The organism is Enterobacteriaceae endosymbiont of Donacia vulgaris (assembly GCF_012568445.1).
Lineage (GTDB): Bacteria > Pseudomonadota > Gammaproteobacteria > Enterobacterales > Enterobacteriaceae.
This window is the reverse complement of the sequence record NZ_CP046190.1, coordinates 323,383-344,213: the sequence shown is the minus strand read 5'-3', so window position 1 is coordinate 344,213 and position 20,831 is coordinate 323,383. Positions and strand designations below refer to the sequence as shown.

Here is a 20,831-nt window from a genome sequence, read left to right as displayed (position 1 = left end):
ATAAAAAGATAAGATATATATATTATATAAAATTTTTAATAAAATTTCATATATTTTCATTAAATCATAAAATGATTTTTTAAAATAGTAAATAGTTTATTATAAATAAAATATAATTTTTATATAAATAAAGTAAAATTTTAGTAAAATATTATTTTAAATAAAAAAAAATTTATACTTAAATATATAAAGAATAATTTTTCTTATATAAAAGATAAGATAATTATCTTAATAATTATCTTATCTAAATATTTATATTTTAGATAAAAAAGTATTTATACGATTAATAAATTTATGTGGATTATCTAAAGTACCTTTTTCTGCCAAAATTGCTTCTTCTAATAATAAAAAAATAAATTCAGAAAAATATTTTTCATCTTTTATTTTTAAGATTTTTTTTATCAAAATATGATTTGGATTTAATTCAAAATTATATTTTATTTCTGGAGTTTCTTGTCCTGCTGCAGCAAATAATTTTGCCATTTGAGTACTCATTTCATTTAAATCTGTGGTAACAATAGCAGGTGTATTAATTAATCTATTGGTTAATTTTACTTTTTTTATTTTATTTGCTAATATTTTTTGTATTCTTTGTAAAAAAGGTTTAAATTCTTCTTTTGTTTCATTGTTTATAATATTATCTTTATTTTTAATAAATTCATCCAATGAATCATCTTGTTTACTAATAGATTGAAAATTTTTACCTTCAAACTCTGTAATATAACTCATCATCCATTCATCAATATGATCTATTAATAATAAAACTTCAATACCTTTTTTAGAAAAAAATTCTAAATGAGGACTATTTTTTGCAGAAATATAATTATCTGATGTTAAAAAATATATTTTATTTTGTCCCTTTATCATTCTTTTTGAATATTCTTCTAAAGATACATTTTGTTCTGCGTTATTATTATGTGTTGAAGAAAAACGTAATAATTTTATAATAATATTTTTATTATTTATGTCTTCTGCAGGACCTTCTTTAAACACTAGACCAAATTTTTTCCAGAAATTATTATAATCATTTTGATTCTTACTAAGATTCATTAACATATTAAGAACTTTTTTTGTTAATGTGATTTTCATATTACGAATAATATTATTTTTTTGTAAAATTTCTCTTGAAATATTTAAAGGTAAATCATTAGAATCAACTAAACCTCTTATAAATCTTAAATATTTAGGTAATAATTGTTCTGCATCTTCCATAATAAAAACTCTTTGTACATATAATTTTAATCCATTTTTATAATCTCTATTACGTATATCCCATGGAATATTTGAAGGAATATATAATAAGCTAATATATTCTTGTTTTCCTTCTACATGATTATGACTCCAAATTATTGGATCAATATTATCATATGTTAATTGCTTATAAAATTCTTTATACTCTTTTACACTAATTTCTGATTTATTACGTAACCAAAGTGCTTGTGCTTTATTAACTTGTTCCCAATAATATTTTTTTTCTTTATCATTATACATCTCTATTTCTATTGGTAAATCTATATGTTCTGAATATTTATTAATTATTGTTTTTATACGCCAAGTATCTAAAAACTCATCATATTTAGGACGTATATGTAATATTATTGTAGTTCCTCTTAATTTTTTGTTAATATTAACTATAGAATAATTTCCTTCTCCTGTAGATTCCCAAAATACTCCCTCATTTAAAGGAGAACCTGCTAATCTAGTTTTTACAGATACTTTATCAGCAACTATAAATGCAGAATAAAATCCTACTCCAAATTGACCTATTAATTGTGAATTAATTTCTGATTTTTTATCTGTAGATAAATTTAAAGATTTTATAAAATCTTTAGTACCAGATTTAGCAATTGTCCCTAAATTTTCAATTACTTCTTTACGAGACATCCCAATTCCATTATCATTAATAATAATTAATCTTTTTTCTTTATCGATAGAAATTTGTACTTTTAATACTGAATTATTTTCATATAAATCAGGATTAGATAAAGTTTTAAATTTTAATTTATCAACAGCATCAGAAGCATTAGAAATTAATTCTCTTAAAAAAATTTCTTTATTTGAATAAAGTGAATGAATCATTAAATGTAATAATTGTTTAACTTCAGATTGAAAACTTTTAATTTCTTTTTTTTGCATAAATAATTTTTCCTTTTTTATATAAAATATTTAAATAATTTTAAATTAATATTTATTTTTACATTTTAAATATAATTAATATTTATTAAAATATATTAATATTTCTAATATAATCATTTCAAAACCTATTTTAGGATTGGGTGCTAAATATAAATTTTTTTTGCCTGTATTAAAAAATTTATATAGAAATTTTAATTCATTTTCTGTAAAATCATTAAATATTTTTTTATAAAATATTATTATATTTTTTTCAAAATTTGAATTTTTAAAAAAATCATTAGAATTATAATTTAAAATTTTAATTTTTAAAAAATTATGTAATAATATCATTATTTCTGTAATAATATTATCCCAATTAACATTCAACATAGAAATTTTATTAATTAAATTAAATATAAAGCTATTTTGTTTTGTTTTAAAATTAGATATTAGTAAAAACAAATATTTTTTTTTTACTAATCCTAACATTAAATACACATTATCTACAGTTAATGAACCCATAGAAATTAATTGATCTGTTAAACTTAATGCATCACGCATGCTACCATATGATAGATTAGATAAAATATCTAATGCTTTTTCATTATATATAATTTTTTCTTTATTTAAAATTTTTTTTAATTGATTAAAAATAATATTTTTTTCTATTAATTTTAAATTAAATTGCATACATCTAGATATAATAGTTAATGGTATTTTTTGTAATTCTGTTGTTGCAAATATAAATTTAACATATTCTGGAGGTTCTTCTAATATCTTTAGTAAAGCATTAAAACTATGTTTTGATAACATGTGAAATTCATCAAAAATATATATTTTGTATCTCCCTTTTACAGGAGGATAATAAATAATTTCTAGAATTTCCCTAATATCTTCTACTTTTGTTTTAGACGCAGAATCTAATTCAATTAAGTCTAAAAAAGAACTATTTTGAATAGAAATACAATTCTCACATAATCCACAGGGATTTTGTGTTATACCTTGTAAACAACTTAAACCCATTGCAAAAATACGTGCTATTGTTGTTTTCCCAACTCCTCTACTACCAGATAAAATCCAAGCAGGATGGATTTTTTTTTTAGATAAACTATATTTAATAGCTTGTATTATATGATTTTGTCCAATAACATCATCAAAAGATCGGGGACGCCATTTAATGGCTAAAACGTGAGAATTCATTATTTTGACACATATCTTAAAAAAGATTAATTTAACGAAACATGACTATTTTTCACACATATTACATTTACTACAGCTGCTTCTTTCCAGACCTGACTGATTTTGTAAAATAATATTGTTTGAAATAATCATGTTCCATATGTAGTGATTATACATAAAAAATTATTAATTAGTCAATAATTTAATTTTAAATTAAATAAAATTTATTATTTATCATTTATTATATAAATTATTTTTTTAACTGAAACTTTTTCGTGAAATTGAAAAAGAATATTATGTTCTCCTATTGTTTTTAAACTTCCTTTAGGTAATTTTATTTCTTTTTTTATAATATTAAATCCTATTTCTTTTAATTTTTTTATAATATCAGTTTTACCAATTGATCCAAATAATTTTCCATTTTTTCCTGATTTAGCTTTAATTATTATTTTATCTATATAATTAAATTTTTTTAATTTTATTTTTGCTATATTTAAAATATTTAATAATTTAGATTTTTTTTCTAAAATTTGTTTTTTTAAAAAATTAATATTATTTTTTGTAGCAATAATACCTTTATTTTTAGGTATTAAAAAGTTACGTGCATATCCTGGTTTAACATTTATAATTTGAGATTTTTTACCTAAACCTAAAATAGAATCTAATAAAATTATTTTCATTATTTAGTACTCTTTATCATTTATACTTTAATTAAAACAAAATAATAATTTTATAAATTTATTTATGATGATCAGTATAAGATATTAAAGATAAATATCTTGCTAATTTTATAGCTTTAGCCAATTGACGTTGATATTTTGCTTTAGTTCCAGTAATTCTACTTGGTACAATTTTACCACTTTCAGTGATAAAATTTTTTAAAATATAGATATCTTTATAATCAATTTCTTTAATTCCTTCTGCTGTAAAACGACAAAATTTACGACGACGAAAATAACGTACCATTAATGACCTCTAAATGTTTATTAAGTAAATTTATTTATAGAAATTTATATTATATTGTTTTTATAACATCATGACGTTTTTCTTGAAATTCATCTCTTGATTTTAAAATACAAGATATATTCTTTCTTTCTGTTTTTGTTTTAATTATTAGATATCTAATAATATATTCATTAATTCTTAAACTTTTTTCAAGATCTTTTATTATATTAATATTATTTAAAGTAATATTCATTAATATATAATGTGCTTTATGTAATCTAAGTATAGGATAAGATAATTGTCTTCTCCCCCAGTCTTCAAATCTGGAAATACAACCATCATTTTTTAAAATAAATTTTTTATAATATTTAATAATGTTATTTATTTGATCACTTTGATTTGGATTAATCATTAAAACTATTTCATAGTAGTACATTTGATGCTCCTTAAGATTTTATTTTTAATAAAATATTAAAAACAAAAATTAAAATATAAAAAATTTATTTTTTATAAAAATATTATATAATATTTTTTTTGAATTACATAAATTTATATTTTTACAAATTAAATATTACTATGCAAAATAAAAATTTTATCTGGAAAAATTTTTTTCAACAAGAAACGAAAAAAAGTTATTTTTTAAAATTAATTAATAAAATTAATACAGATATTAATAATAATAAAATCATTTATCCTAAAAAAAAATATATTTTTAATATTTTTAAAAAAATAAATTTTAATAATTTAAAAGTAGTAATTATTGGGCAAGATCCTTATTATGGTATTAATCAAGCTAATGGTTTTGCTTTTTCAGTGATGCCAAATGTAACTATTCCTCCTACATTAAAAAATATTTATAAAGCTCTTAAATTAGATATACCTGACTTCATTATTCCTAATCACGGATATTTAATTAATTGGGTTAATGAAGGAGTAATGTTATTAAATTCTATTTTAACTGTAGAACAAGGAAAACCTAAATCTCATACAAATATTGGTTGGGAAATTTTTACAAATAATGTAATAAAAATAATTAATTTTAATTATAATAATGTTGTTTTTTTATTATGGGGATCATATGCAAAAAGAAAAATAAATTTTATAACATCAAAAAATTTAGTTTTAACTACATCACATCCATCTCCTTTTTCCTTTTATAAAGGATTTTATTTTTGTAAACATTTTTCTAAAACTAATAAATATTTAATTTTACAAAAAAAAAAACCAATTAATTGGAATATAAATAAAATAATGCCATTTTAAAAAACATATAATTTTAGAAAAAATTATTATAGATATTTTAAATGTTTATTTTTTTTAATAATTTTAATAAATTATCAAAAATATTTACTTAAATATTTTATTATTTTTAATTTTTTAATATAAAAAAATATATATATAACATTTATGTAATAAATTAAATAAAAAATATAATTTTATAAGAGGTAATAATGAAAAATGTTGGTTTTATTGGATGGAGAGGAATGGTAGGATCAGTTCTTATAAATAGAATGTTAAAAAAAAAAGATTTTGATTGTATCAATGCTACTTTTTTTACTACTTCTCAATATGGGAAATACATCACTAATTTTAATAAAAAATATAAAAATGTTAAATTAGAAAATGCTTATGATTTTGAAAAATTATTTGAATTAGATATAATCGTAACTTGTCAAGGAAGTGAATATACAAATAAAACGTATTTTAAATTACGTCAAATGGGTTGGAATGGTTACTGGATAGATGCGGCATCTAATTTAAGAACATTAGAAGATGCTGTTATTGTTTTAGATCCTATTAATTTAGAATATATAAAACAAAAATTAAATATGGGGATAAAAACTTTTGTAGGAGGAAATTGTACTGTTAGTTTAATGTTAATGGCTTTAGGTGGTTTATTTAAAAATAATTTAATTAATTGGATTTCTGTTTCGACATATCAAGCTGCATCAGGAGCTGGTGCAAAGTTTATGAAAGAACTTATTTTACAAATGCAATATATATCTAAAAATACAACTGATTTAATGAAAAATAATTCTTTCAATAATAATATTCTCAATATAGAAAAAGAAATTTCAAAACAAATGTATTCTTCTAATTTTCCTAAAAATTATTTTCATATTCCTCTAATTAATAATGTAATTCCATGGATAGATAAAAAAATTAACAATAGTGGACAAACAAAAGAAGAATGGAAAGGACAATTTGAAACTAATAAGATTTTAAATACAAAAAAAATAATTCCAATTGATGGATTATGTGTTAGAGTTGCTACTCTACGTTCGCATAGTCAATCTTTTACGATAAAATTAAATAAAAATTTATCTATAGATAATATTCATTATATTATTAATTCTCATAATAAATGGGTCAAAATTATATCAAATAATTTTAATGACACTATTAATTATCTTACTCCATCTTATATTAATGGTAAACTAGATGTATTTGTAGGTAGAATAAAAAAATTAAACATAGATAAAAACTGTTTTTCAATTTTTTCAGTAGGTGATCAGTTACTTTGGGGTGCATCAGAACCACTAAGAAGAATGTTAAAATTATTAATTTAATTTTTTATAAAAATTAACATTTTAGCTTGTTTTTTTGTTTTATTAAAAGTAATATTTATATAAAATAAGATAATAAATCATCTTATTTTATATATATATATTATAATATATTACAATTTTAATCTTACTAAAAAATTTTGGAGAAAAAATGAAATTTTTTACTAAAAAAGTATCAATATTTCTTATATTGCTTTTAAGTATTGGATTAAATATATCTACTACAAATGCATTTACATTAAATAATGTATCTTGGTGGAATAATAATAATAAATCTAAAAACATTATTAAAAAAAAAATAAAAAATCAAAAAAAAAAACAAAATATAAAAAAGAAAAAAGAAGAAATCTTTTTTAAAGATGATAATGATAAAATTTCATATGCTTTAGGTGCTTTAATAGGCAGACATTTAACACATTCATATCAAATACAAAAAATACTAAAAATAGTATTAAGTAGAAAATTAATTCTTCAAGGTGTATCTGATTCTTTAGATGGACAATATAAACTTTCTGATGATGAAATTGATAGAGTTTTACAATTATTTGATACAAATTTAAAAAGCATTAGTACACCAGATGATACTCAAGATGAATCAAAAATAAATCTTAAAATAGGTCAAAAATATATTAAAAAATTTTTAAAAAGAAAAAATGTTAAAAAAAGTAAAAGTGGATTAGTATATAAAATTAATAAAATAGGTTCTGGTAAAAAAATTACAAGTAATAATCAAATTATTGTTGTTAAATACACAGGAAACTTAATTGATGGAACTGAATTTGATAGTACAGAACCAAATAAACCTTTATTCATGATTTTACAACAAGCAATTGATGGATGGAAAGAAGGTTTAAAATATATTAAAAAAGGTGGTAAAATTACATTAGTTATACCTCCAAAATTAGCTTATGGCTCAGAAATTATTTCTGGTATACCAACTAATTCTACCTTAATATTTGAAATTGAACTTGTAGACATTAGAGATACAATATCTAAATAAATATATTTAAAATAATATACACTATAAGTAAAATTATATTAAATTAATATGAGAAATATTTTTTTGGATTTTAAATAATATGATTTTTGTAATATTAGTTACAGAAGCTCCATATACGAATCAGAATTCTTATTCTGCATATTTATTTTCTAAGGCAGTAATACAAACAAAAAATATAATAAAAGATATTTTTTTTTATCGAAATGGAGTCTGTAATGCTAATAAAAATATTAAATTTGATAATGATGAATTTAATTTAATTGATTCTTGGAAAAAATTAAGTATAGAACATCATATCAATTTATATTTATGTATTACCTCAGCTAAGAAAAGAGGTTTAATTTTAGAAGGAAAAAATAGTTTTTATAAAAATAATTTTATTAATTTTAACAAAAGAATTAATAATGTTATTGATACGAATTTTAAAATAACTACATTAAGTACATTTACAAAATCTATATTAACTTGTGATCGTTTAGTTCAATTTTAATGAATAAAATAGCATTTATATTTTCAAAATCTCCTTATGGAAATAGTATTGGTAAAGAAGGACTTGATGCCGTAATATCTATATCCTCATTAACTGAGGATATAGCTTTATTTTTTATAGGAGATGGTATTTTACAAATACTAAAACAACAAGAACCAGAAACATTTTTATTAAAAAATTATAATATCAGTTTTAGTATTTTACAATTATGTAATATTAAAAACTATTTTGTTTGTTCAAAATCGTTAAAAACATTAGGAATAAAAAAAAATAACTGGATTATACCAGTGAAAATTATAAATCCATTAATATGGAAAAAAAAAATTGATAATTATAATATCATTCTTAACTTTTAATTAAATAAAATATTTTTATATGTTATATACCTTATTTAGTTCGCCAACATCTTGTAATTTTTCTTCACTATTAAATATTTTAAATAAAAATGATAATTTATTATTAATTCAAGATGGAATATTAGCTGGATTAAAAAATAGTGTATTTATGAAAAAAATTATTAAAAAACAACAAAAAATTAAAATATTAATCTTTGCAATAAATGATGATATATTGGCTAGAGGCTTAAATTTAAATATTTCAAAAAAAATTATACGCATAAATTATATAAAATTTGTTAATTTAATAATAAAAAACAAAAAACAAATAATTTGGTAATTTTTTTAAAAAATATTTAAAAATAAATTTAATATTTTAAATTTAGGAAATAATATGGCAACAATTAATCAATTAGTTAGAAAATATAGAAAACGAAAAACAATTAAAACAAATGTACCTGCTTTAAATGCTTCTCCGCAAAAAAGAGGTGTATGTACTAAAGTATATACAACAACTCCTAAAAAACCAAATTCTGCCTTACGAAAAGTATGTAGAGTAAGATTAACAAATGGTTTTGAAGTGACTTCTTATATTTCAGGAGAAGGACATAATTTACAGGAACATTCTGTAATTTTAATAAGAGGAGGTAGAGTAAAAGATTTACCTGGTGTTAGATATCATACTGTTAGAGGTGCTTTAGATTGTACTGGAGTAAAAGATCGTAAACAAGGTAGATCAAAATATGGAACAAAAAAACCTAAATAATATTATTAAATATTATTTTTTATTTATGTTTATTTAAGTTTTATTACAAAATGGAGTCAATATCCATGCCTCGTCGACGCATAATTAGTCAAAGAAAAATATTACCAGATTCTCAATTTGAATCAGATTTATTAGCTAAATTTATTAATATACTTATGATGAATGGTAAAAAATCTATTGCAGAATCTATTGTTTATTCTGCATTAAATATAATAAAAAAAAAAATAGGTAAAAAAGAAATAGATATTTTTTTAAATGTATTAGAAAATGTGAAACCTATAGTAGAAGTAAAATCAAGAAGAGTGGGTGGTTCAACGTATCAAGTTCCTGTTGAAATTAGACCAATAAGAAGAAATACTTTAGCTATGCGTTGGTTAGTTAATGCTGCAAGGAAAAGACATGAAAAATCTATGGTTGTAAAATTAACTAATGAGTTATTAGATGCTTTAGAAAATAAAGGAAATGCAGTTAAAAAACGAGAAGAAATACATAAAATGGCAGAAGCTAATAAAGCATTTGCTCATTATCGTTGGTAATATATTAGTTTAAAAAAAAAATTTAAATAATTTAAATTTAAAAATATAATGAATCAATTAATCAATAAAATATGCGTAGCTAAATCAATATTTAATATTTAAAATTTAATATTTTATTAAAAATAATATTAATATAATTTTAAATTTTTTATATAATAGAATAGAGGAATAAATATATGAGTCGTAAAACTCCTATAACAAGATATCGTAATATTGGTATTAGCGCACATATTGATGCAGGAAAAACAACTACAACAGAAAGAATTTTATTTTATACAGGAGTAAATCATAAAATAGGAGAAGTCCATGATGGTGCAGCTACAATGGATTGGATGGCACAAGAACAAGAAAGAGGTATTACAATTACTTCAGCTGCTACTACAACTTTTTGGTCTGGGATGTTCAATCAATATAAATCACATAGAATTAATATTATTGATACCCCAGGACATGTAGATTTTACAATTGAAGTTGAACGTTCTATGAGAGTATTAGATGGTGTAGTTATGATTTATTGTGCTGTAGGAGGTGTACAACCTCAATCAGAAACAGTCTGGAGACAGGCTAATAAATATAAAGTACCCAGAATTGCTTTTATCAATAAAATGGATAGAATGGGCGCAAATTTTAAAAAAGTAATTCAGCAAATAGAAAATAATTTATTAACAGAAGCTGTACCATTACAATTACCTATTGGTTCTGAACAAAAATTTACTGGTATAATTGATTTAATAAAAATGAAAGCTTTAAATTGGAATGAACAAGATCAAGGTATAAATTGTAATTTTACAAATATACCTTTAAATATGGAAAAAGAAGCAAAATTTTGGAATCAAAAATTAATAGAAACTGCCGTTGAATCTAATGAAATATTATTAGAAAAATATTTAAACGGAAATAAAATTTCTATAGAGGAAATTAAATTTTCTTTAAGAAAAAGAGTTTTAAATAATGAAATTACTTTAATAACATGCGGTTCAGCTTTTAAAAATAAAGGAGTACAAGCATTACTAGATGCTATAATTGATTATTTACCATCACCTACAGATATTCCTCCAATTCAAGGAATATCTAATAATAAAAAAAAAACTTTAGTAATCCGTAATACTAATGATAAAGAACCATTTTCCGCTCTAGCTTTTAAAATTGCTAATGATCCTTTTGTGGGAAATTTAACTTTTTTTAGAGTATATTCAGGAACTATTAGTAATGGAGAAATTATATATAATCCTATAAAAAAACAAAAAGAACGTATTGGTAGAATTGTTCAAATGCATGCTAATAAAAGAGAAGAAATAAAAAAAGTATATGCAGGAGATATTGCTGCAGCTATTGGATTAAAAAATGTAACAACAGGAGATACATTATGTGATATTAATAAATGTATTATTTTGGAAACTATGGAATTTCCAGAACCTGTTATTTCTATTGCAATAGAACCTAAAACTAAAATAGATCAAGAAAAAATGGGTTTAGCTTTAAATCGTCTTATTAAAGAAGACCCTTCATTAAAGAGTTGGACAAATGAAGAAACTAACCAAACTATTATTGCTGGTATGGGTGAATTACATTTAGAAATAATTGTTGATAGAATGAAAAGAGAATTTAATGTATCAGCAAATATTGGGAAACCACAAGTTTCTTATAGGGAAACTATACAAAATAGTATCACTAACATAGAAGGAAAATATATTAAACAAACTGGAGGAAGAGGACAATATGGTCATGTAGTAATAGATATTGCTCCATTAAAATCACCAAAAAATAATATAGGTTATTTATTTACTAATGATATAAAAGGTGGTGTAATACCTAGTGAATATATTTCAGCAATAGATAAAAGTATTCAAGAACAATTAAAATCTGGCCCTATGGCAAGTTATCCTGTGGTAAATATTTCAGTCAGACTTCATTATGGTTCTTATCATGATGTTGATTCTTCTGAATTAGCTTTTAAATTAGCTGCAGCTATTGCATTTAAAAATGCATTTAAAAAAGCTAATCCAATTTTACTTGAACCTATAATGCAAGTAGAAGTTGAAACTCCTGAAGAATATATGGGAGATGTTATTGGAGATTTAAATCGTAGAAGAGGAATTATAGAAGGTATGAATAATATTCCTACTGGGAAAACTATACGTGCTTGTGTCCCTTTATCAGAAATGTTTGGTTATGCTACTGACTTACGTTCTTATAGCCAAGGAAGAGCATCATATACTATGGAATTTTTAAAATATGTTAAAGCACCTAATAGTATTGCAAAAATAATTATTGAATCTAGATCTAAATCATAAAATTTGAATAAAATTATATATATATTAATTTATTTAGAAGGATATTAATCTGTGTCTAAAAAAAAATTTGAACGTTCTAAACCACATATTAATGTGGGTACTATAGGACATGTTGATCATGGAAAAACTACTTTAACAGCAGCAATAACTACTGTTTTATCTAAAAAATATGGTGGTTCAGCAAAAGCATTTGATCAAATTGATAATGCTCCGGAAGAAAAAGCAAGAGGTATAACAATAAATACTTCTCATGTTGAATATGATACTAAAAAACGACATTACGCTCATGTGGATTGTCCAGGACATGCTGATTATGTAAAAAATATGATTACTGGAGCCGCACAAATGGACGGTGCTATATTAGTTGTTGCCGCAACAGATGGTCCTATGCCACAAACTAGAGAACATATTTTATTAGCAAGACAGGTAGGTGTACCCTATATTATAGTTTTTCTAAACAAATGTGATATGGTTGATGATGAAGAATTATTAGAATTAGTAGAGATGGAAGTACGGGATTTATTAACACAATATAACTTTCCTGGAGATACGACTCCTATTATTCAAGGATCAGCTTTAAAAGCACTTGAAGGTGATAAAAAATGGGAAGAAAAAATTATTGAATTAGCAAATTCTTTAGATACTTATATACCTAATCCTATAAGAGCCATTGACAAACCTTTTTTATTACCAATAGAAGATGTTTTTTCAATTTCAGGTAGAGGAACAGTTGTAACAGGAAGAGTAGAAAGAGGTATTATAAAAGTAGGTGAAGAAGTAGAAATTATAGGTATTAGAAATACTATAAAATCTATTTGTACTGGAGTAGAAATGTTTCGTAAATTATTAGATGAAGGACGTGCAGGTGAAAATGTAGGTATACTTCTTAGAGGAATTAAAAGAGAAGATATCGAAAGAGGACAAGTTTTAGCTAAACCAGGGTCCATCACACCACATATTAAATTTGAAGCAGAAGTTTATATTTTATCTAAAGATGAAGGTGGTAGACATACAGCTTTTTTTAAAGGATATCGTCCTCAATTCTATTTTAGAACTACAGATGTAACAGGAACTATAGAATTATCCTCAAATATTGAAATGGTTATGCCTGGAGATAATATTAATATGATTGTTACATTAATTTATCCTATAGCAATGACTAATGGTTTACGTTTTGCTATTCGTGAAGGTGGCCGTACAGTCGGTGCTGGAGTAGTTACTAAAGTTTTACAATAAATAATACATATAAAAGAAGATAAGGGAAAATACTCCCTTTGATTCTTTTGTTTAAAATATTAAAATATTTAATAAATTATTAGTAAAATTTCTTTATAATTTATATATATATTTTATATTGGTTGCTTGTGGTTATATACAATGAATATTGTAGAATTTAAAAAAAACATAAATAAATATATTACAGATCTTGTAAAATGGTTTATTAGTACAATTTTATTAGTTATTATTTTAATATTAAATTATAATTATCGAAATATAGATTTGTTTATTCGTTTAATTTTATTTTTTTTAATATTAACATTAATAATATTTATTATTTCCTGTACAAAAAAAGGTAAAAAATTATTTTCTTTTATATATTATGCGCGTATAGAAGCTCGTAAAGTTATATGGCCTTCTTATAAAGATACTTGGAATACAACATTAATAATAATATTAATTATTACAATCATTTCTATTATTTTTTGTGTATTAGATAATTTTTTAATTTATTTAATATCATTTTTAACTGGAACGAGGTTATAATAATGAATAAATCTTTAAAAAAAAAATGGTATGTTATTCAAGCTCGTTCTGGTTTTGAACATCGTGTTGCTCAATCATTAAAAGAATATATAAAAATTCATAATATGGATAATTATTTTGGTAAAATTTTAATTCCTACTGAAGCTGTAGTTGAAATACGTGGAGGTCAAAAATATAAAAGTGATCGAAAATTTTTTCCAGGATATATATTAATCCATATGATTATGAAAGAATTAAGTTGGCATTTAGTACGTAGTGTACCTAAAGTTTTAGGTTTTATTGGTGGTAAATCTGATAATCCTTTACCTATTAGTGATAAAGAAGTAAATATAATTATTAATCGCTTACAAAAAATTGGAGATAAACCTAGACCCAAAACAATATTTGATCCAGGAGAAATAATTAGAGTAAAAGATGGTCCATTTTCTGATTTTAATGGAACAGTAGAAGAAGTAGATTATGAAAAAAGTAGATTAAAAGTTTCTGTATCTATTTTTGGAAGATCTACCCCTGTAGATTTAGATTTTCGACAAGTAGAAAAAGGATAAATATTAATTAACTGAGATATATTTATGGCAAAAAAAATTAAAACATATGTAAAATTACAAGTACCTGCTGGTAGTGCTAATCCTAGCCCACCTATTGGTCCTGCATTAGGACAACATGGTGTTAATATTATGAATTTTTGTAAAATTTTTAATTCAAAAACTAGTAATTTAGAAAAAGGAATGCCTATACCAGTAGTAATTACAATTTATATTGATAAAACTTTTACATTTATTACTAAAACTCCTCCAGTATCTGCAATAATTAAAAAAATACTTGGAATTAAAAAAGGATCAAATAAACCAAAAATAGAAAAAATTGGTGTAATTACACAAGATCAAATTCGTAAAATTGCGGAAATTAAATATACTGATATGAATGGAATAAATATTAAATCTATGATGTCTTCTATAAAAGGAACCGCGCGTTCTATGGGATTAATTATTGAGGATTAAATAATGGGAAAATTAACAAAACGTATGGATTATATATCAAAAAATATAAATTTAAAAAAACAATTCTCTATTGAAAATGCTATCAATAATTTAAAAAATTTAAGTAAAATAAAATTTATTGAAAGTATTGATATTGCTATTAATTTGGGTATAAACACAAAAAAAACCGAACAAAATGTTAGAGGGAGTGTTTGTTTACCTCATGGTATTGGTAAACAAGTAAAATTTGCAGTTTTTGCTAGTGGTAGAGAAGCAATTACAGCAAAAGAATTAGGAATAGAATTAATTGGAATGAATGATTTATCAACAAAAATTACTAATGGTGAAAAAAAAATTGATGTAGTGATCTCTACGCCAGAAGCAATGGATATTGTTAGTAAATTAGGACCTATTTTAGGCCCTAAAGGACTAATGCCTAATCCTAAATTAGGAACAATAACAAATAACATAGCTGAAACAGTAAAAAAAATACGTAATGGACAAATTAATTTTCGTAATGATAAAAACGGTATTATTCATGCTAGTATAGGAAAAATTAATTTTGAAAATAATAAAATTAAAGAAAATTTACAAACTTTATTAAAAAGTTTAAAAAAATATAAACCAACAAAATTAAAGGGTAATTATATAAAAAAAATATACATATCCTCAACTATGGGGATCTCTATAGAAATTACAAAAGATTGTATGAATTTAATAAATTAATATTTCACTTTACAAAAATTTCTTTTATATTACAATCATAATTTTTACTAAAAAAATAGGAGTGCAATCCTTTTAGAATGTCATTAAATATCACAAAAAAAAAAATGATTATTGCAAAAATAAGTAAAATAAATAAACATGCTTTATCAGCTGTTATTGCTGATTTCTGTGGTGTTAATAGTAATAATTTAAATGAATTAAGGAAAAAAAGTAGGAAAAATGATATTATTATAAGTATTGTAAGAAATAAATTATTAAAATTAATTATTAAAAATAGTAATTTTCAATGTCTAGAACCGTTAATAAAGGGTCCTATATTAATTGCATATTCACTTAAACATCCTGGAGCAGCTGCTCGTTTATTTAATGAATTCAGTAAATTAAATGAAAATTTTAAAATTAAAGCAGCAGCATTTGATAATAAAATCATAAATAGTGAAAAAATTAATCTTTTAGCCGACTTACCTACATATAAAGAAGCTATAACACGTTTTATAGTAATTATAAAAGATATTTCTATAGGAAAATTTATTAGAATTTTACTTGCAATTAAGAATATCAAATAAATTTATTTTATTTTAAAAAATATTATTATTTTTAGGAAAGTATTATTATGTCAATAACTAAAGAACAAATTATAAAAGCTATAGAATCTATGTCAATTATGGATTTAATGGAATTAATCAGTTCTATAGAAAAAAAATTTGGTGTTTCTAGTATAATAAATGAAAGAAATAGTAATCAAGAAAAAGAAGAGAAAGAAGAACAAACAGAATTTAATATATATTTAAAAAGTATAGGAAAAAATAAAATTTCTGTTATTAAAGCCGTTAGAAGTATAATGGGGTTAGGATTAAAAGAAGCTAAAGATTTAGTTGAATCTGCTCCTGTAATATTAAAAGAATCTATTAATAAAACAGAAGCATTAGATTTAGAATCTAAATTAAAAATTTCTGGAGCAGAAATAGAAATTAAATAATTTTTTAAAAATTTAAATAAAAATTTATTTATATAAAATAATATTTAATAATATAAATATTAATTGAATTAAATTGTTTAATTGATCAGATAACTGAGGAACCATATGGTTTATTCTCAAACTGAAAAAAAACGTATTCGTAAAGATTTTGGAAAAAGACCTCAAGTTTTAAATATTCCATATTTATTATCTATTCAAATTGATTCATTTAAAAAATTTATAAAAAAAGATCTTACAGGACAATATGGCTTAGAAGCTGCATTTAAGAGTATATTTCCTATAACTAGTTATAGTGGTCATGCCAAATTAGAATATGTCGATTATCGTTTAGAAAAATCACTTTTTAGTGTTAAAGAATGTCATACACGAGGTATGACTTATTCTGCTCCTATAAAAGTAATATTACGATTAGTTATTTATGATAAAGAAAAACCTGAATTATCCATTAAAAATATACGGGAACAAGAAGTATATATGGGAGAAATACCATTAATGACTAAAAATGGTACTTTTATAGTGAATGGTATTGAACGTGTTGTTGTTTCACAGTTACATAGAAGTCCAGGTGTTTTTTTTGATAGTGATAAAGGTAAAACACATTCTTCAGGGAAAATATTATATAATGCTCGTATTATTCCTTATAGAGGTTCTTGGTTAGATTTTGAATTTGATCCTAAAGATAATATTTTTGTACGTATAGATAGAAGAAGAAAATTACCAGTTACAGTTATTTTACGTGCTTTAAATTATGATATAGAAGAAATATTAGATCTCTTTTTTGAAAAAGATATTTATGAAATAAAAAATAATCAAATAGAAATGTTATTAATCCCAGATAGACTAAGAGGGGAAACAGCATTTTTTGATATTAAAGCTAATAATATTATTTATGTCGAAAAAGGTAAAAGAATTACAATACGTCATATTAATCAACTTAAAAAAAATAATCTAAAATGTATAAATATTCCTATAGAATATATGATAGGAAAAAGAGTTATCAAAGATTATGTTAATCCAATAACAGGAGAAATAATTATTTCTGCAAATTCTCCTTTATCTCTAGAGATAATTAATCAAATTTTTAAGCATAATAATATTATTAAAACTATTTTTACTAATGATTTAGATCATGGTAATTATATTTCTGAAACATTAAAAATAGATAATACAACTACACGTTTAGATGCTTTAGTTGAAATTTATAGAATGATGCGTCCTGGAGAACCACCTACAAAAGAAGCTGCAGAAATTTTATTTAAAAAATTATTTTTTATGGAAGATCGTTATGATTTATCTCCTGTAGGCAGAATGAAATTTAATCGTTCATTGTCTAGAAAATCTATTTCTGGTTCTGGAATTTTAAGTAAAGAAGATATTGTCGATGTTATTAAAAAATTAATTAATATCCGTAATGGTACTGGAGATATTGATGATATTGATCATTTAGGAAATAGAAGAATTCGTTCAATTGGAGAAATGGCTGAAAATCAATTTCGTATAGGTTTAATCCGTGTTGAAAGAGCAGTTAGAGAAAGATTATCTTTAGGAGATATAGAAACTATATTACCTCAAGATATGATTAATGCGAAACCAATTTCTGCAGCTTTAAAAGAATTTTTTTGTTCTAGTCAATTATCGCAATTTATGGATCAAAATAATCCATTATCAGAAATTACACATAAACGTCGTATTTCTGCTTTAGGGCCTGGGGGATTGACTAGAGAAAGAGCTGGTTTTGAAGTTAGAGATGTACATCCTACGCATTATGGTAGAATATGTCCTATTGAAACACCAGAAGGTCCAAATATAGGTTTAATAAATTCTTTATCAGTATATGCTAGGACAAATCAATATGGATTTTTAGAATCACCATATAGATTAGTAAAAAATGGATTTGTTACTGACAACATTAAATATTTATCTTCAATAGAAGAGGGTAATTTTATTATTGCGCAAGCTAATACTAATATAGATAAAAAAAAATATATTGTTGATAAATTTATTACATGTCGTTATAAAGGTGAATCAGGTTTATTTAAAAAAGAACAAGTACATTATATGGATGTTTCTACACAACAAATTGTTTCTATAGGTGCTTCTTTAATTCCTTTTTTAGAGCATGATGATGCTAATCGTGCTTTAATGGGAGCAAATATGCAGAGACAAGCTGTCCCTACATTAAAAACAGAAAAACCTTTAGTAGGGACTGGAATGGAAAGAATTGTAGCAGTAGATTCAGGGGTTACTGTAATTGCAAAAAATTCAGGAATTGTACAATACGTTGATGCTTCTCGTATTATAATAAAAAGAAAGAATAATAATATTAAAAATGATATAGACATATATTATTTAGAAAAATATATAAGATCAAATCAAAATACATGCATTAATCAAATTCCATCTGTAAATTTAGGAGAATTAGTAAAAAAAGGAGATGTATTAGCAGATGGTCCTGCTACAGATTTAGGAGAATTAGCATTAGGTCAAAACATGAGAGTTGCTTTCATGCCATGGAATGGTTATAATTTTGAAGATTCTATTTTATTATCAGAAAAAATTGTTCAAGAAGATAAATTTACAACTATACATATACAAGAATTATCTTGTATATCTCGTGATACTAAGTTAGGTCAAGAAGAAATTACGTCTGACATACCAAATGTAAGTGAATCTTCTTTATCTAAATTAGATGAATCTGGTATTGTATATGTTGGTGCTGAAGTAAAAAATGGAGATATCCTTGTAGGAAAGGTAACTCCTAAAGGAGAAACACAATTATCACCAGAAGAAAAACTATTACGTGCTATTTTTGGAGAAAAAGCTTCTGATGTAAAAGATACTTCTTTACGTGTACCAAATGGTGTATATGGAACTGTTATTGATGTACAAATTTTTACAAGAGAAGGTGTAAAAAAAGATAAAAGAACTATAGAAATAGAAGAAATGCAATTAAAACAGGTAAAAGAAGATTTATTTGCTGAACAAAAAATTTTTGAACAAAATATATTATTAACTATACAAAACTTTTTATTAAAAAATAATTTTCTTAAAAAAGAAAATATAAAAATTTGTGATATAAACTTTATTATATTATTACAAAAAAAATTAAAAAATTCTCAATTAGATAATTTAATTAAACAATATAAAGAAATAAAAAATATTTTTGAAAAAAAAATTAAATTACAAAAAAATAAAATTATGCAAGGAAATGATTTAGCACCTGGAATTTTAAAAATTATTAAAGTAAATTTAGCTGTAAAAAGACAAATACAATCAGGTGATAAAATGGCAGGAAGACATGGTAATAAGGGAGTAATTTCAAAAATTTGTCCTGTCGAAGATATGCCTTATGATAAAAATGGTGTTCCAATTGATATTATTTTAAATCCATTAGGGGTGCCATCTAGAATGAATATAGGACAAATATTAGAAACTCATTTAGGTATGGCTGCCAAAGGCATTGGAAATAAAATTAATATTTTATTAAAAGAAAAAATAAGAATAGATAAAATACGTAATTTTCTTCAAAAAGCATATAACATTGGTAATAATATACGACAAAAAATAGATTTAGATAATTTTACTGATAACGAAATAATTACATTAGCAAAAAATTTAAAAAAAGGAATGCCTATTGCTACTCCTGTTTTTGATGGTGCTCAGGAACAAGAAATAAAAGAATTATTAAAACTATCCGGTTTACCAATTTCTGGACAAATTAAATTATATGATGGACGTACAGGAGAAGCTTTTGAAAGACCAGTTACTGTCGGATATATGTATATGTTAAAATTAAATCATTTAGTAGATGATAAAATGCATGCTAGATCTACAGGTTCATATAGTCTTGTAACACAACAACCATTAGGTGGAAAAGCTCAATTTGGTGGGCAAAGATTTGGAGAAATGGAAGTTTGGGCGTTAGAAGCATACGGAGCAGCATATACTTTACAAGAAATGTTAACAATTAAATCTGATGATGTAAATGGTAGAACTAAAATGTATAAAAATATTGTTGATGGGAATCATCAAATGGAAGCTGGTATTCCAGAATCTTTTAATGTCTTACTTAAAGAAATACGTTCATTAGGTATAAATATCAGTTTAGAAAATACAGAATAATAATTTTATATTAAAATTTTGTTAGTTAATATA

Annotated in this window: 22 protein-coding genes and 1 other RNA gene; 17 read left to right on the top strand and 6 right to left on the bottom strand. The window is 22.9% G+C overall.

Translation table 11 applies throughout. The features are described 5' to 3' along the window. Window positions 1-252: 252 nt before the first annotated feature. The 6 genes from htpG to rpsF form a co-directional block, all read right to left on the bottom strand. Window positions 253-2,136, bottom strand: a complete 1,884-nt coding sequence (htpG, locus tag GJU01_RS01690; protein WP_168868118.1) for a molecular chaperone HtpG — start codon at window positions 2,134-2,136, stop codon at window positions 253-255. Between the two features lie 75 nt (window positions 2,137-2,211). Continuing rightward, window positions 2,212-3,315: a DNA polymerase III subunit gamma/tau gene (dnaX, locus tag GJU01_RS01685; RefSeq protein WP_168868117.1), complete on the bottom strand. Its 1,104-nt coding sequence runs from the start codon at window positions 3,313-3,315 to the stop codon at window positions 2,212-2,214. A 38-nt stretch (window positions 3,316-3,353) separates the two neighbouring features. Beyond that, window positions 3,354-3,447: signal recognition particle sRNA small type (ffs, locus tag GJU01_RS01680), an RNA gene on the bottom strand. Between the two features lie 74 nt (window positions 3,448-3,521). After that, complete coding sequence (gene rplI, locus GJU01_RS01675; RefSeq protein ID WP_168868116.1) at window positions 3,522-3,974, bottom strand: 50S ribosomal protein L9; 453 nt, start codon at window positions 3,972-3,974, stop codon at window positions 3,522-3,524. 58 nt (window positions 3,975-4,032) lie between these two features. Further along, the gene (gene rpsR, locus GJU01_RS01670; RefSeq protein WP_168868115.1) at window positions 4,033-4,260 is read right to left on the bottom strand and encodes a 30S ribosomal protein S18; all 228 of its coding nucleotides are present in this window, start codon (window positions 4,258-4,260) and stop codon (window positions 4,033-4,035) included. Window positions 4,261-4,309: 49 nt separating this feature from the next. Continuing rightward, complete coding sequence (gene rpsF / locus GJU01_RS01665) at window positions 4,310-4,675, bottom strand: 30S ribosomal protein S6 (protein ID WP_168868114.1); 366 nt, start codon at window positions 4,673-4,675, stop codon at window positions 4,310-4,312. A gap of 140 nt (window positions 4,676-4,815) precedes the next feature. Here rpsF and ung point away from each other — a divergent pair, with 140 nt between their 5' ends. From ung to rpoB, 17 genes are all read left to right on the top strand, one after another. Continuing rightward, on the top strand, window positions 4,816-5,502 hold the full coding sequence (gene ung / locus GJU01_RS01660) for a uracil-DNA glycosylase (RefSeq protein ID WP_168868113.1): 687 nt from the start codon (window positions 4,816-4,818) through the stop codon (window positions 5,500-5,502). A 188-nt stretch (window positions 5,503-5,690) separates the two neighbouring features. Next, window positions 5,691-6,809: an aspartate-semialdehyde dehydrogenase gene (asd, locus tag GJU01_RS01655; protein ID WP_168868112.1), complete on the top strand. Its 1,119-nt coding sequence runs from the start codon at window positions 5,691-5,693 to the stop codon at window positions 6,807-6,809. 148 nt (window positions 6,810-6,957) lie between these two features. Continuing rightward, window positions 6,958-7,806, top strand: a complete 849-nt coding sequence (gene fkpA / locus GJU01_RS01650; RefSeq protein ID WP_168868111.1) for an FKBP-type peptidyl-prolyl cis-trans isomerase — start codon at window positions 6,958-6,960, stop codon at window positions 7,804-7,806. Window positions 7,807-7,885: 79 nt separating this feature from the next. After that, window positions 7,886-8,296: a sulfurtransferase complex subunit TusD gene (gene tusD, locus GJU01_RS01645; RefSeq protein WP_168868110.1), complete on the top strand. Its 411-nt coding sequence runs from the start codon at window positions 7,886-7,888 to the stop codon at window positions 8,294-8,296. Then, the gene (gene tusC, locus GJU01_RS01640) at window positions 8,296-8,652 is read left to right on the top strand and encodes a sulfurtransferase complex subunit TusC (RefSeq protein ID WP_168868109.1); all 357 of its coding nucleotides are present in this window, start codon (window positions 8,296-8,298) and stop codon (window positions 8,650-8,652) included. Before tusD ends, tusC begins: the two co-directional genes overlap by 1 nt. A gap of 19 nt (window positions 8,653-8,671) precedes the next feature. Continuing rightward, window positions 8,672-8,971, top strand: a complete 300-nt coding sequence (gene tusB, locus GJU01_RS01635) for a sulfurtransferase complex subunit TusB (RefSeq protein ID WP_168868108.1) — start codon at window positions 8,672-8,674, stop codon at window positions 8,969-8,971. A gap of 54 nt (window positions 8,972-9,025) precedes the next feature. Then, window positions 9,026-9,397: a 30S ribosomal protein S12 gene (gene rpsL, locus GJU01_RS01630; protein WP_168868107.1), complete on the top strand. Its 372-nt coding sequence runs from the start codon at window positions 9,026-9,028 to the stop codon at window positions 9,395-9,397. A 65-nt stretch (window positions 9,398-9,462) separates the two neighbouring features. Then, window positions 9,463-9,933, top strand: coding sequence for a 30S ribosomal protein S7 (gene rpsG, locus GJU01_RS01625; protein ID WP_168868106.1), 471 nt, complete (start codon window positions 9,463-9,465; stop codon window positions 9,931-9,933). A gap of 176 nt (window positions 9,934-10,109) precedes the next feature. Continuing rightward, window positions 10,110-12,227 carry an elongation factor G gene (fusA, locus tag GJU01_RS01620; protein ID WP_168868105.1) on the top strand — a complete coding sequence of 706 codons (2,118 nt, stop codon included), beginning with the start codon at window positions 10,110-10,112 and terminating at the stop codon, window positions 12,225-12,227. Window positions 12,228-12,278: 51 nt separating this feature from the next. Then, a complete protein-coding gene (tuf, locus tag GJU01_RS01615) occupies window positions 12,279-13,463 on the top strand; it encodes an elongation factor Tu (protein ID WP_168868104.1) in 1,185 nt (394 codons plus the stop codon). 141 nt (window positions 13,464-13,604) lie between these two features. Continuing rightward, the gene (secE, locus tag GJU01_RS01610) at window positions 13,605-13,991 is read left to right on the top strand and encodes a preprotein translocase subunit SecE (protein ID WP_168868103.1); all 387 of its coding nucleotides are present in this window, start codon (window positions 13,605-13,607) and stop codon (window positions 13,989-13,991) included. A 2-nt stretch (window positions 13,992-13,993) separates the two neighbouring features. Continuing rightward, window positions 13,994-14,539 carry a transcription termination/antitermination protein NusG gene (nusG, locus tag GJU01_RS01605; protein WP_168868102.1) on the top strand — a complete coding sequence of 182 codons (546 nt, stop codon included), beginning with the start codon at window positions 13,994-13,996 and terminating at the stop codon, window positions 14,537-14,539. Between the two features lie 24 nt (window positions 14,540-14,563). Further along, the gene (rplK, locus tag GJU01_RS01600) at window positions 14,564-14,992 is read left to right on the top strand and encodes a 50S ribosomal protein L11 (RefSeq protein ID WP_168868101.1); all 429 of its coding nucleotides are present in this window, start codon (window positions 14,564-14,566) and stop codon (window positions 14,990-14,992) included. 3 nt (window positions 14,993-14,995) lie between these two features. Beyond that, entirely contained in the window at window positions 14,996-15,697 is a 702-nt protein-coding gene (gene rplA / locus GJU01_RS01595) for a 50S ribosomal protein L1 (RefSeq protein WP_168868100.1), read from the top strand. 77 nt (window positions 15,698-15,774) lie between these two features. Further along, the gene (gene rplJ / locus GJU01_RS01590; RefSeq protein WP_168868099.1) at window positions 15,775-16,263 is read left to right on the top strand and encodes a 50S ribosomal protein L10; all 489 of its coding nucleotides are present in this window, start codon (window positions 15,775-15,777) and stop codon (window positions 16,261-16,263) included. A 47-nt stretch (window positions 16,264-16,310) separates the two neighbouring features. Next, a complete protein-coding gene (gene rplL / locus GJU01_RS01585; RefSeq protein ID WP_168868098.1) occupies window positions 16,311-16,676 on the top strand; it encodes a 50S ribosomal protein L7/L12 in 366 nt (121 codons plus the stop codon). A 105-nt stretch (window positions 16,677-16,781) separates the two neighbouring features. Further along, window positions 16,782-20,798, top strand: coding sequence for a DNA-directed RNA polymerase subunit beta (gene rpoB / locus GJU01_RS01580; RefSeq protein WP_168868097.1), 4,017 nt, complete (start codon window positions 16,782-16,784; stop codon window positions 20,796-20,798). Window positions 20,799-20,831: the final 33 nt, after the last annotated feature.

Excerpts from the sequence above, each read along its gene's own strand:
- fkpA (WP_168868111.1), top strand. The coding sequence starts at position 6,958 with ATGAAATTTTTTACTAAAAAAGTATCAATATTTCTTATATTGCTTTTA.
- rpsF (WP_168868114.1), bottom strand. The coding sequence starts at position 4,675 with ATGTACTACTATGAAATAGTTTTAATGATTAATCCAAATCAAAGTGAT.
- rplK (WP_168868101.1), top strand. The coding sequence starts at position 14,564 with ATGGCAAAAAAAATTAAAACATATGTAAAATTACAAGTACCTGCTGGT.
- tusB (WP_168868108.1), top strand. The coding sequence starts at position 8,672 with ATGTTATATACCTTATTTAGTTCGCCAACATCTTGTAATTTTTCTTCA.
- rplA (WP_168868100.1), top strand. The coding sequence starts at position 14,996 with ATGGGAAAATTAACAAAACGTATGGATTATATATCAAAAAATATAAAT.
- rpsR (WP_168868115.1), bottom strand. The coding sequence starts at position 4,260 with ATGGTACGTTATTTTCGTCGTCGTAAATTTTGTCGTTTTACAGCAGAA.
- rplI (WP_168868116.1), bottom strand. The coding sequence starts at position 3,974 with ATGAAAATAATTTTATTAGATTCTATTTTAGGTTTAGGTAAAAAATCT.
- ung (WP_168868113.1), top strand. The coding sequence starts at position 4,816 with ATGCAAAATAAAAATTTTATCTGGAAAAATTTTTTTCAACAAGAAACG.
- htpG (WP_168868118.1), bottom strand. The coding sequence starts at position 2,136 with ATGCAAAAAAAAGAAATTAAAAGTTTTCAATCTGAAGTTAAACAATTA.
- tusC (WP_168868109.1), top strand. The coding sequence starts at position 8,296 with ATGAATAAAATAGCATTTATATTTTCAAAATCTCCTTATGGAAATAGT.
- secE (WP_168868103.1), top strand. The coding sequence starts at position 13,605 with ATGAATATTGTAGAATTTAAAAAAAACATAAATAAATATATTACAGAT.
- nusG (WP_168868102.1), top strand. The coding sequence starts at position 13,994 with ATGAATAAATCTTTAAAAAAAAAATGGTATGTTATTCAAGCTCGTTCT.
- dnaX (WP_168868117.1), bottom strand. The coding sequence starts at position 3,315 with ATGAATTCTCACGTTTTAGCCATTAAATGGCGTCCCCGATCTTTTGAT.
- rpsL (WP_168868107.1), top strand. The coding sequence starts at position 9,026 with ATGGCAACAATTAATCAATTAGTTAGAAAATATAGAAAACGAAAAACA.
- fusA (WP_168868105.1), top strand. The coding sequence starts at position 10,110 with ATGAGTCGTAAAACTCCTATAACAAGATATCGTAATATTGGTATTAGC.
- rpoB (WP_168868097.1), top strand. The coding sequence starts at position 16,782 with ATGGTTTATTCTCAAACTGAAAAAAAACGTATTCGTAAAGATTTTGGA.
- asd (WP_168868112.1), top strand. The coding sequence starts at position 5,691 with ATGAAAAATGTTGGTTTTATTGGATGGAGAGGAATGGTAGGATCAGTT.
- rplL (WP_168868098.1), top strand. The coding sequence starts at position 16,311 with ATGTCAATAACTAAAGAACAAATTATAAAAGCTATAGAATCTATGTCA.
- rplJ (WP_168868099.1), top strand. The coding sequence starts at position 15,775 with ATGTCATTAAATATCACAAAAAAAAAAATGATTATTGCAAAAATAAGT.
- tusD (WP_168868110.1), top strand. The coding sequence starts at position 7,886 with ATGATTTTTGTAATATTAGTTACAGAAGCTCCATATACGAATCAGAAT.
- rpsG (WP_168868106.1), top strand. The coding sequence starts at position 9,463 with ATGCCTCGTCGACGCATAATTAGTCAAAGAAAAATATTACCAGATTCT.